This is a genomic window from Halosegnis longus, from assembly GCF_009663395.1.
Taxonomy (GTDB): Archaea; Halobacteriota; Halobacteria; order Halobacteriales; family Haloarculaceae; genus Halosegnis; species Halosegnis longus.
The window spans coordinates 224,062-234,063 of record NZ_QKNW01000001.1 but is presented as its reverse complement, the minus strand read 5'-3'; the positions used below and the strand labels follow the sequence as shown (position 1 = coordinate 234,063).

Sequence of the window (10,002 nt, the reverse complement as noted above, 5' to 3'; positions counted from 1 at the left end):
GACTTGTAGGCGGACGAACACGACCCGGTATGGTCTCCCTCCAGCCGTATCTCGCTCGCGCGCGAGCCAGCCTCGATGGCGTCTGGTGGCTCGCGGTCGTCCCGTTCGCCGTCGCCCTCCTCTCGGCGGAGAAGTTCACCCAGCTCGGCAACGCCGACTTCCACGTCGGCGTCTCCTTCTCGTTCCCGTTTCCCGTCACGGGCGGGTGGGCGTTCCTGAGTCTCCCCGATACCGCCGCCGAAGTCGGGGCCGGCGGCGTCCGGACGGCGGTCAATCAGTTCGGTCCCGCCGCGGTCGGCTTCGCCCTGCTCTCGATGGTCGCAACGGCCGCGCTCACCGCGGGCTACCTCGGGACGATACACCGCGCGCTCGCCGACGAACAGCCGCAGTTTCTGGCCGACGCCCGCCGCTACTTCGCCCCGATGTTCGGCTTCCAGCTGCTCGTGTTGGTCTACGTGCTCGCCGCGTTGGTGTTCACGCTCATCTTCCCGCTGTTTCTCATCGTTCTCGCCGTTTTGATACTCGCCGGCGGCTACTTCCTCTATCCCGCGTTACACCTGGTCGTGGCCGACGACCGAGATCTCCTCACCGCGCTCGTGCGGAGCTACCAGTTCACGAGCGCTGGCGGGCCGGCACTCTCGTACGCCGGTCGGTATCTCCTCGCGACCGCCATCATCTCGCTGCCGGCGACCGCGCTGTTCGTCAATCTCGGCGTTCCGGGTGTCGTCGGCGGACTGGCCGTGCTCGCGCCGGTCGGACTCGTCTTCGACGCGGCGACGATGGCGTTCGTCCACGACGCGTTCGACCTGTCGCCTGCAGAGGGACGCGAACGCTTTTCGGCATCCGACGACTCCACGACTCCATGAGTAGCTACGAGACGCAGTCGAACGAGGGCTTCCTGCTCGCGGCGCGCGAGTGGCAGGCAATCGGCGGCGCGACCGGCCTCATGGCGTTGAACGTCATTCTGATGTACGCCGTCGCCTTCACCCCGCTCGCCGGCATCAACCGCATCGTCTTCGCGGTGCCAATCGTCGGCTCGCTCGTCTACGGAGCCGTCATCACCGTCGGCGAACTGCTCGCCGAGCGCGGCTTCAAGAACAACACGACGCCGCTCACGCTGGTGGGTGTCGTCCTGCTGGAAGCAGGGTTCGGGCTGTTCGGCGGCGGGATACTCTCCTTCCTCGCTGCCGACGTGCGACTCCTCGCGCTCGGTATCACGGGCGCCGCCACGGTCGCGATGACTGCCGGCATCGGCACCTACGTCTACGCCCGCTCGGACACTGACTTCGACCACTACGGCAAAATCGCGACGGGCGCGTTCCTCGTCGGACTGGTCGCCATCCTCGCCGGCTCGTTCATCCCCGTCGTGTTGCTGGTCGGCTTCGTGGCCATCTTCCTCGGCTTCCTCTTCCGGCTCGGCTACGAGATGTGGGAGATTCGCGAGAACCGCGGGCTGAACACGGCGATGCAAGCTATCGGGCTCTACGTCGCCGTCGCCGGTGTCTTCGTCCACATCCTCCAGCTGGTCGTTCGCGCGCTGGCCCGCCGCTAGTCGAACATCCCCGTGGACATGTACCGTTCGCCGGAGTCCCAGTACACCGTGACGATGAGCGGCGCGTCCGCGGGTAACTCACGCTCGGGAGCTTCCGGCTCGCCGTCGAGAAGATTCGTCTGCGTGTCCGGTCCCGGAACGTCCGCGTCGGTCGCGAGCCGCTCGGCCACGCGCTTGGCGGCGAGATTCGACGCCGCGGACGACTGACCGACGAGCAGCCCCTCCTCGCGGGCGAGCCGGCGCGCCTCCGCCTCGGCGGCGTCCAGCGAGACCGTCTCCACGCCGTCGAGCAGGTCGCGGTCCAGATTCGGCGAGACGAACCCCGGCCCCATCCCCTGAAACGAGTCGCCGACCGGTTCGCGCCCGGAGAGCACCGCGCTGTCCTCGGGTTCGACGGCGATGATATCCATCTCCGGGTGCTCCTCGCGGAGTCGCCGTCCGACCCCGGAAATCGTCCCGCCCGTCCCGACGCCGGCGACGAGCGCGTCAATCTCCCGCCCGTCGACCTGCTCGAGAATCTCCTCGCCCGTCGTCTCGTAGTGGGCACGCGGGTTCGCCTCGTTTTCGAACTGTCGGAGCTGGACGGCGTCTTCCGTCTCCTCCAGCTCGTCGGCGTGGTCTTTCGCGTCGGAGATATCCCCGTCCACGAGGTCGAGGCGCGCGCCGTAGGCCCGCATAATCCGCTGGCGTTCGGGGGATTTCGACCCCGGCATCACGATGATGGCGTCGTAGCCGCGCGCCGCGGCGACCATCGCGATACCGATGCCCGTGTTCCCCGAGGTGGGTTCGACGATGGTGTCGCCGGGCTCGATTTCGCCGGCGCGCTCGGCGGCCTCAATCATGGCGAGGGCGGGACGGTCCTTCGCGCTCCCGCCCGGATTGCGCGACTCCACCTTCGCGGCGACGATGCTGCCGGGGGGTGACTCCACCTGCACGAGCGGAGAGCCAACCGTGCCGAGTACGCTCCGATTCATTGGCCGACGTTCGCCAGCGACGGATAAGGGGGCTACGGTCTCGCGGGTCGCCGCCCGTTATATGTGACCGTCAGCCGTACACCCGGTGTGGAGTACGACGAGATTCGCTACGAGACGGACGACGGCATCACGACCATCACCATCGACCGCCCGGAGGTGTACAACGCATTCACCCGGACGACGGTGCTCGAACTCAACGACGCGGTCCGGCGCGCCGGGAACGACGAGGACACCTACGCGGTCGTCCTGACAGGGGCGGGCGACGGCTTCTGTGCCGGCGCGGACACGACCGAGATGCCCGACTGGGACGACCAGTCGCCCGAGGAGTACGGCGCGTACCTCTGGCTCATCCAACAGCTGGTCGGAAAACTCCGAGGCCTGTCGACGCCCTCCATCGCGGCCGTCAACGGGCCGGCCGTCGGGGCTGGCTGTGACTTCGCGCTCGCGTGTGACCTCCGGGTCGTCGGCGAGGAATCGCTCCTCCGGGAGGGATTCGTCAACATCGGTCTCATCCCGGGCGACGGCGGCGCGTGGCTGTTGCCCCGGCTCATCGGCGAGGCGAAAGCCCGCGAGTATCTGCTCACCGGCCGCGATATCACGCCCGAGGCGGCCGTCGACATCGGGCTCGCCGTCGAAGCCAGCCCCGACCCGCTCGAGGCGGCGACCGACCTCGCGAGGGAAATCGCGAGCAAGCCCGCGACGGCCGTCCGCCGCACGAACGACCTCGTGGACCCGACCCGCTCCTTCGAGGAGTACTGTCAGCTCGCGAGCGAGTACCAGTGGGAGTGCGTCACCGACCCGGAACACGCGGAGGCGGTCGCGGCGTTCAACGAGGGCCGCGACCCCGACTTCGACCGCTAACGTTCCGAGACCTTCGGGACCCCGTCTTCCTTCAGCGCCCGCGCGATGGTGTTCAGCTGCATCTCGTCGGTGCCGGCCGCGATGCGGCGGCCTCGGGCCAGCCGGTAGAGATACTCCAGCGGGTGGCCCTGCTGGTAGGCGCGTGCGCCGACGACCTGGACCGCCTCGCTGATGACCTCCTCGGCGATTTGCGAGGCGTGGAGCTTCGCGACCGAGGTCTTGAGCCGCGAGGGTGCACTCTCGTGGCCGTCTGCGCTCGCGGCCGTGTTGTAGACGACGCCGGCAGCCGTCTCCAACTGACGATACATCTCGGCGAGCTTCCACTCGATGCCCTGGAAGTCGTCGAGCGACTGGTCGAACTGCTCGCGCCCGTCCGCGTACGCGAGCGCCTGCTCCAGCGCGGCCGCGGCCCACCCGATGGCGAGCGTCGAACTGCCGAGTCGCTCCCAGTTCAGCGACACCAACTGCTGTTTGAAGCCGTCTTCGCCCCGGGTGAGGACGTGGTCCGCCGGAATCTCCACGTCGTCGATACTGAAGTGAGTCTGGCTGTACCCCGCCATGTTTCGGTACTCTTCGACAACCTCGATGCCGGGGTCATCGAGCGGGAGCACGACCGAGCCGAGCCCCTCCGGGAACCGGACCCACGTGACGGCCACGTCGGAGAACGGGACTCCCCCGACCCACATCTTCTCGCCGTTACAGACGAGTCGGCCGTCCTCTTCCTCGACGGTCGTCGTCATGTTTCCCACGTCAGAGCCGGCGTCGGGTTCGGAGATGGCGATGGAGATGTGGTCCTCGCCAGCGGTCACGCCCGGCAGATACCGCTCTTTCACCGACTCGCTCCCGAACAGGTCGATGGCGCGTGGGCCGACCATCGACTGGGTGTACACGAACCAGCCCGTGTCCGGACAGGCCCGGCTCACGGCCTCGGTCAACACGACCGACGCGAGGTCCGACATCCCCTGCCCGCCGTACGTCTCGTCGATCGACGGACAGTACACCCCCTCGTCGGCGAGCAACTGGAGGTTCTCCCACGGAATGTCCCCTTCCCACGTGTACGCCTCGTCTTCGAACTCCGACGCGACCTCCTCGACGCGCTCGGCGTACGCTTGCAGTTCCGGCGATAATGCCTGCATACCTCGATTTGGGGTGCCAGACGGTTAATTCGTGGAGGTGTGTTCACCCGCCGGAACGACCCGAGCCGGCGGGACGACAACTGCTAAATCGCCCCGGACCCTCCCTCCCTCCGGTATGCAACTCGAAACCATGCGGCCGAATCCGACGTGGGACGCGGCCTCCTACGAGAACGCCGTCGAAACGTTCGCGGGGCTGGACGACCCGACCATCCGCGTCTGGGGCGGCGACTGGTGTAAGGACTGCCGGTCACAGCTTCCGGACTTCGGTGCCGCGCTCGAAGCCGCCGGCATCCCCGACGAGCAGATTCACCACCACCCCGTCGAGAAGAACGACGACGGCTCGAAGTCGGGCGAACTGGTCGAGGAGTACGGCATCGAGCTGATTCCGACGGTCGTCGTCGAACTCGACGGCGAGGAGCGCGCTCGCTTCGTTGAGGAGGAAGACGCCCCCATCATCGTCTACCTCGCAGACCAGTTCGCCTAAGCCGACGCGAACAGCGGCGCGGGGTGGTCGTCGTCTTCCGTTATTACGCCCGACAGCACAACCTCGTCGCCGATAGCGACGCGCTCGCTGTCCCCGTCGATGCGTCCCATCACCTTCGCGTCGCCGAGTTCGATAACCGCGACCTGATAGCCGCGCTCCTCGAACCCTTCCGGCGGCACCTGAATGGTCGTCTCCGAGTGGACGACGCCGTCCGTCGGGAGCGACACCCGAGTGAGGTCGCGGTTCCCGCAGTGGGGACACGCGCCCGTCGGCACGCCGTTCGTGTGGTCACACGCGTCACAAGAGAGACCGAGCAGTTCGCCCTCGCGAACCGCCGCGGCCCACTCGTCGTACGTCAGGTTCATGCGCGACCCTCCAGGACGCTGACGACGGTGGTCGCAGAGTCTCCGCCGAGGTTGTGCGCGACGCCGACGTTCGCGTCGCTGACCTGTCGCTCGCCGACCGTGCCGCGAATCTGTTCGGTCAACTCGACGATTTGGGCCGTCCCCGTCGCGCCGATGGGGTGGCCCTTCGCCTTCAGGCCACCCGACGGATTGATGGGTCGGTCGCCGTCCAGCGCGGTGCGGCCCTCGGCCGCGTAGGTCCCACCCTCACCCTCGGGGGCGAAGCCGATGGCCTCGCTGGCGAGAATCTCCGCGCCGGTGAAACAGTCGTGGACCTCCGCGAAGTCGGCGTCGTCCGCCTCGATGCCGGCCTGCGCGTACGCTTCGGTCGCGGCGTCGCGGGCGGCCTGTGTCGCGGGCAGGTCGGCCTTGTCGGCAATCGGCACCACGTCGGTCGCGTGGCCGACGCCGGTCACGTCGACGGGCGCGTCGAAGGAGTCAGCGAGGTCGTCGCTCACGACGACGACCGCGCTCGCGCCGTCGGAGAAGGGACAACAGTCCATCAGGCGGAACGGGTCCGCCACCACGGGACCGTCGAGCACCTCCTCCACGCTCGTCTCCTTCCCGAAGTGGGCGCGGGGGTTCAGCCGACCGTTCGCGTGGTTCTTGACGGCGACGGCCGCGAGGTCCTCCTCGGTCGTCCCGTGCTCGTGCATGTGGCGTTTCGTCAGGAGGGCGAAGACGCTCGGGAACGTCAGCCCGGTCGGCTGCTCGTACTGGCGGTGGGAGGCGGACGCGAAGATGCGCGTCATCGCCGGAGTGTCCTTTCCGGTCTCGGGCGTACACCGCTCGACGCCGCCGACGAGCACGACGTCGTGGACGCCGGCGTCGACCGCCCGGACGGCGTTTTTGAACGCGTTTGCCGAGGTGGCACAGGCGTCCTCGAACCGCTGGACTTCGAGTCCGGCCGCGCCGATGTGGCTGGCGACGCGCGGGCCGAGGTGCGTCTCGTTTTCGGCCTGTCCGCTCATCGCGTTCCCGAAGTAGAGCGCATCGAGGTCGTCGGTCGTCACGCCCGCGTCATCGAGCGCGCCGAAGGCTGCCTCGCCGAACAGTTCCTGTAGGGGTGTGTCGTGGACGCCGAACTTGGTCATGCCGGCGCCGACGACTGCTGCGCGAGTCATACTGCTGTTCGTGTGTGAGCGCTAATCAAGGGTCCGCTTGTCGGCGGCTACTTCCGGAACTCCCGGTCCGGGGGGTCGCGCTGTTCCCTCCCGCCAGAGCCGGGAATCGCGAGCCAGATGAGCGGCGCGCCGATGACGCCACCGGCGAGGGTGACGACGAGAATCGCCAGCGGCGACGCCTCCGCCTGCACCGCGATGAGCCCCGCAGAAAGTGCAACAATCGCAGTCAGTCCGGCCTTCACGCGGAACGCGAAGGAGTCGCGCTCCTCGGAGCTGATGGGACCGACCATCAGTTCCGCCCCCGAGCGCGTCCCCGTCGCTCCGTACGCATCTCCATACCTCCAGATGTAGTGGCTCCGAGTTACCCCTTCCGGTTCGGGGTGTCGCACGCGACAACAGACGTTTTATCCACCTCACCCCGAAACTGCGAGCATGAACGCCCGCGACCGCACGGACCTGATTACGCGGTACACCGAGGAAACCGTCACCGAGGAAGAAATCGAGACGCTGCTGCAAGAACGCGAGAACCCCCACGCGTACATCGGCTACGCGCCGACCGGCGAGATGCACATCGGCCACTTCACGACGATGCGCAAGCTCGCCGACTTCGTCGCCGCCGGACTCGAGGTGACCGTCCTCGTCGCCGACCTCCACGCCCACCTCGACGACGAGAAATCCCCCTTCGAGCTACTGGAGGCCCGCTCGACCTACTACGAGGAGGCCATCCGCGGCATGATCGAGGCCGCCGGCGGCGACCCCGACGACGTGGAGTTCGTCCGCGGCACCGACTACCAGCTCGAAGAGCCGTACACGCTCGAGCTCTACCGGCTCATCGCCGACACCACCATCTCGCGGGCGAAACGCGCTGGCAGCGAGGTCGTCCGCCAGTCCGACAACCCCAAGCTCGGCGGCCTGGTGTACACCCTGATGCAGAGTCTCGACGTGCTCGCGCTCGATGCCGACATCGCCTACGGCGGTATCGACCAGCGGGGCATCTACATGCTTTCTCGCGAACTGTTCGACGAGGACGAGAAGCCGGCCTGCGTCTTCGCGCCCCTGCTCTCGGGACTGACCGGCGGGAAGATGTCGGCCTCCGACGCCACCTCGAAGGTGAACCTCACCGACTCGCCCGACGAGGTCGACGAGAAGATTCAGGGGGCCTACTGTCCACAAGGCGAAGTCGAGGACAACGGCGTTCTCGAATACCTCGAGTACCTCGTCTTCCCGGTGTTCGACGAGCGCGGCGAGACGCTCACGGTCGAACGCCCCGAGGAGTACGGCGGGAATCTCGTCTACGAAACGTACGACGAACTGGAACGCGACTACGTCTCCGGTGAGCTTCACCCCGCCGACCTGAAGCCGGGGGCGGCGGCGGCAATCTCCGCGGTCATCGACCCGGTCCGGGAGCGACTCACGAGCCAGCCCGAACTGCTGGCGAACGCCTACCCGGACGCGTACGAGTAATCGCGGCTTACTCGGCGTCGGCGCGGGGCAGCTCCAACTCGAACTCCGCACCACCGAGCTCGCTTTCGTTGACGCGCATCTCCCCGTCGTACGTGCTGATTATCTCCTCACACAGGTAGAGTCCGAGCCCAGTTCCCTCGCTTTCTGCTCCCTTCTCCCCTTTCTCCAGCACGCGCGAGCGCATCCCCTCGGGGATACCGGGACCGTTGTCCGCGATACGGACGAGCACGCTGTCTGCGGTCGTCTCGGTGGTGATGCGGACGAGCGGCTCGTCGGCGTCGTTGTGCTCGACGGCGTTGGTCAACAGGTTGTGGAACAGCTCGGAGATGAGGTCGTCGGCCAACACCTCGACGGGGGGGAAGACGCCGTCGACCTCGAAGACGGCCGTGGGGTGGGCCTCGCGGGCATCCTCGATGGCGTCGGTCAGCTCCTCGTCCAGCGGCATCGCGAACAGCTCGTGTTCGTTCCCCTCGATGACCGCCTTCATGAACGAGCGCATCGTGTTAACGAGGTCGGTCATCGAGTCGACGCGGTCGATAATCGTCTCGACGCGCTCGCGGTCGTCGTCGTCGACGCTCGATTCGAGGAACTGCCCCTGCATCCGGACGACGTTCATCCCGTTGAGGAGGTCGTGACGGAGGATGCGGTTGAGAAACTCCATGCGTTCACGCTCCTCCCGGATGGTCTGTTCGCGCTCGAGCCGTCGTAAGGTCTCGCGCAGATGCGTCGTCAACAGCTCACCGGCCCGTATTTGACTCTCCTCGAAGCTCTCGCCGCGCTTGCTCGCCTGCAACAGCCCCTGGCCACCGATTGGAATCGTCAGTATCTCCTCGTCGTCTCGCCGCGTCACCGACAACCCGCCGTCCCGCACGACGAGCGGCTGTTCGTCGAGCGCAATCCTGTCGGCCGCAGCCTCGTCGAGCAGCCCGTCCGTCCCGCTGGTCCGTACCGGCTCGTCGTCGATGCAGAGGACGGCGCTGTCGAAGTGGAGCGACTGCTCTGCCGCGCTCATCGCGAGGTCGAACGCCTCGTCGTCGTCGGGCGCATTCGCCATCTCCGAGGCCGACTGGTGGAGCTGTTCGATGCGGCTGCGAGCGACCCGCTCGCGAGCGAGCTGTTTTTGCTCTGTCACGTCAGTCAACACGAGAAACAGCTCTGCGACGTTGCCGTCGGTCTCGTCGTACGGCGTCACCTGCGCGATGAAGTCACGCTGTTCCCCGCGGTCGTCGAGGGTCACTTCCACTTCGAACGGCTCGCCGGCGACGATGTACTCGATGAACGCGGTGCGGGACTCCATTCCGGCCGCCCGAATCACCTCCTCGAAGACGGCCGCGGCGTCGTCGAAGTTGTCGTCGAAGACGCTGTTCGTCGAGAGCGTGACGACCCGTTCGGGCGAGACGCGGAGCGCAGCAACGTCGTCTGCGGTGTTTTCGAACAGCGCGGCCGCCCGGTTTTGCTCTCTGTCCGCACGCTGTTTGCCCTGCTCTCGGCGCACGTCGAAGACGCCGACGCCGAAGGCGACGACGCTCCCCAGCAGAATCGCGTCCAGCGCGATGATTATCGGTTTGTACTCTCCCTGAAGCCCGATTTGGATGCCGAGCACCCACGTGAACACGAAGCCGAAGCCGGCGGCGATACCCCACGTCCAGACGATCATCCGACGGACGTAGCGGAACTCCCAGTCTCGGGAGGCGATCCAGAAGCCGCCGGCGACGAGTAGCAAGGCGAGAAACAGCCCAATCGAGTTCTCGATAACGGTCGAGTAGATCGGCTTCCCCCCGACGGTGACGTCTTCGTACATGTCGAGCACGGGAACGGTGACGAGACCGGCACCCAGCGCACAAACTGAAAGGCCCGCAAGCGCACGCTCGGGCCGGCCGGAGAGGTCCATGGTCGAACGTCACTCGAATCGGCCAAAAGCGTTGGTGGTGGTCGTCAGCCGGGGAGTCGGCTTCGCGTCCGCGAGGCTCTCTGCCCGCGATTTCCGGCGACTCCACGCTACT

At 67.0% G+C, this 10,002-nt stretch carries 11 protein-coding genes; 5 read left to right on the top strand and 6 right to left on the bottom strand.

Going from position 1 to position 10,002, the window contains the following annotated elements; genetic code table 11:
* Positions 1-29: 29 nt before the first annotated feature.
* Both DM818_RS01250 and DM818_RS01245 read left to right on the top strand, forming a co-directional pair.
* The gene (locus tag DM818_RS01250) at positions 30-866 is read left to right on the top strand and encodes a hypothetical protein (protein ID WP_123123978.1); all 837 of its coding nucleotides are present in this window, start codon (positions 30-32) and stop codon (positions 864-866) included.
* Complete coding sequence (locus DM818_RS01245) at positions 863-1,552, top strand: hypothetical protein (protein WP_123123979.1); 690 nt, start codon at positions 863-865, stop codon at positions 1,550-1,552. Before DM818_RS01250 ends, DM818_RS01245 begins: the two co-directional genes overlap by 4 nt.
* Here the strand turns inward: DM818_RS01245 and DM818_RS01240 are convergent.
* A complete protein-coding gene (locus DM818_RS01240; protein ID WP_075936064.1) occupies positions 1,549-2,526 on the bottom strand; it encodes a PLP-dependent cysteine synthase family protein in 978 nt (325 codons plus the stop codon). The two genes, DM818_RS01245 and DM818_RS01240, sit on opposite strands and share 4 nt — an antisense overlap.
* Before the next feature lie 87 nt (positions 2,527-2,613).
* Here DM818_RS01240 and DM818_RS01235 point away from each other — a divergent pair, with 87 nt between their 5' ends.
* Positions 2,614-3,387 (top strand): enoyl-CoA hydratase/isomerase family protein, encoded by a 774-nt coding sequence (locus DM818_RS01235; RefSeq protein WP_075936065.1) that lies wholly within the window; start codon positions 2,614-2,616, stop codon positions 3,385-3,387.
* Here the strand turns inward: DM818_RS01235 and DM818_RS01230 are convergent.
* Positions 3,384-4,523 carry an acyl-CoA dehydrogenase family protein gene (locus tag DM818_RS01230; RefSeq protein ID WP_123123980.1) on the bottom strand — a complete coding sequence of 380 codons (1,140 nt, stop codon included), beginning with the start codon at positions 4,521-4,523 and terminating at the stop codon, positions 3,384-3,386. The genes DM818_RS01235 and DM818_RS01230 overlap by 4 nt on opposite strands.
* 115 nt (positions 4,524-4,638) lie before the next feature.
* On the opposite strand from DM818_RS01230, the gene DM818_RS01225 reads away from it, so the two are divergent.
* Positions 4,639-5,007 (top strand): thioredoxin family protein, encoded by a 369-nt coding sequence (locus DM818_RS01225; RefSeq protein WP_075936067.1) that lies wholly within the window; start codon positions 4,639-4,641, stop codon positions 5,005-5,007.
* Here DM818_RS01225 and DM818_RS01220 read toward each other — a convergent pair.
* The 3 genes from DM818_RS01220 to DM818_RS01210 are packed head-to-tail and all read right to left on the bottom strand — an operon-like array spanning position 5,004 to position 6,825.
* Positions 5,004-5,372, bottom strand: coding sequence for a Zn-ribbon domain-containing OB-fold protein (locus DM818_RS01220; protein ID WP_075936068.1), 369 nt, complete (start codon positions 5,370-5,372; stop codon positions 5,004-5,006). The genes DM818_RS01225 and DM818_RS01220 overlap by 4 nt on opposite strands.
* Positions 5,369-6,535: a thiolase C-terminal domain-containing protein gene (locus tag DM818_RS01215; RefSeq protein WP_075936069.1), complete on the bottom strand. Its 1,167-nt coding sequence runs from the start codon at positions 6,533-6,535 to the stop codon at positions 5,369-5,371. The genes DM818_RS01220 and DM818_RS01215 overlap by 4 nt, the downstream gene beginning before the upstream one ends.
* Before the next feature lie 47 nt (positions 6,536-6,582).
* Entirely contained in the window at positions 6,583-6,825 is a 243-nt protein-coding gene (locus DM818_RS01210; protein ID WP_075936070.1) for a hypothetical protein, read from the bottom strand.
* Between the two features lie 142 nt (positions 6,826-6,967).
* Between DM818_RS01210 and DM818_RS01205 the strand changes: the two genes are divergently transcribed.
* Positions 6,968-7,999: a tyrosine--tRNA ligase gene (locus DM818_RS01205; protein WP_075936071.1), complete on the top strand. Its 1,032-nt coding sequence runs from the start codon at positions 6,968-6,970 to the stop codon at positions 7,997-7,999.
* Between the two features lie 7 nt (positions 8,000-8,006).
* On the opposite strand, the gene DM818_RS01200 is transcribed toward DM818_RS01205, so the two are convergent.
* Positions 8,007-9,890 (bottom strand): sensor histidine kinase, encoded by a 1,884-nt coding sequence (locus DM818_RS01200; protein ID WP_153952211.1) that lies wholly within the window; start codon positions 9,888-9,890, stop codon positions 8,007-8,009.
* Positions 9,891-10,002 lie beyond the last annotated feature (112 nt).

What these genes read in the sequence shown, in the direction of transcription:
- DM818_RS01250 (WP_123123978.1), top strand. Translation starts at nt 30, where the DNA reads ATGGTCTCCCTCCAGCCGTATCTCGCTCGCGCGCGAGCCAGCCTCGAT.
- DM818_RS01245 (WP_123123979.1), top strand. Translation starts at nt 863, where the DNA reads ATGAGTAGCTACGAGACGCAGTCGAACGAGGGCTTCCTGCTCGCGGCG.
- DM818_RS01240 (WP_075936064.1), bottom strand. Translation starts at nt 2,526, where the DNA reads ATGAATCGGAGCGTACTCGGCACGGTTGGCTCTCCGCTCGTGCAGGTG.
- DM818_RS01230 (WP_123123980.1), bottom strand. Translation starts at nt 4,523, where the DNA reads ATGCAGGCATTATCGCCGGAACTGCAAGCGTACGCCGAGCGCGTCGAG.
- DM818_RS01225 (WP_075936067.1), top strand. Translation starts at nt 4,639, where the DNA reads ATGCAACTCGAAACCATGCGGCCGAATCCGACGTGGGACGCGGCCTCC.
- DM818_RS01220 (WP_075936068.1), bottom strand. Translation starts at nt 5,372, where the DNA reads ATGAACCTGACGTACGACGAGTGGGCCGCGGCGGTTCGCGAGGGCGAA.
- DM818_RS01215 (WP_075936069.1), bottom strand. Translation starts at nt 6,535, where the DNA reads ATGACTCGCGCAGCAGTCGTCGGCGCCGGCATGACCAAGTTCGGCGTC.
- DM818_RS01210 (WP_075936070.1), bottom strand. Translation starts at nt 6,825, where the DNA reads ATGGTCGGTCCCATCAGCTCCGAGGAGCGCGACTCCTTCGCGTTCCGC.
- DM818_RS01205 (WP_075936071.1), top strand. Translation starts at nt 6,968, where the DNA reads ATGAACGCCCGCGACCGCACGGACCTGATTACGCGGTACACCGAGGAA.
- DM818_RS01200 (WP_153952211.1), bottom strand. Translation starts at nt 9,890, where the DNA reads ATGGACCTCTCCGGCCGGCCCGAGCGTGCGCTTGCGGGCCTTTCAGTT.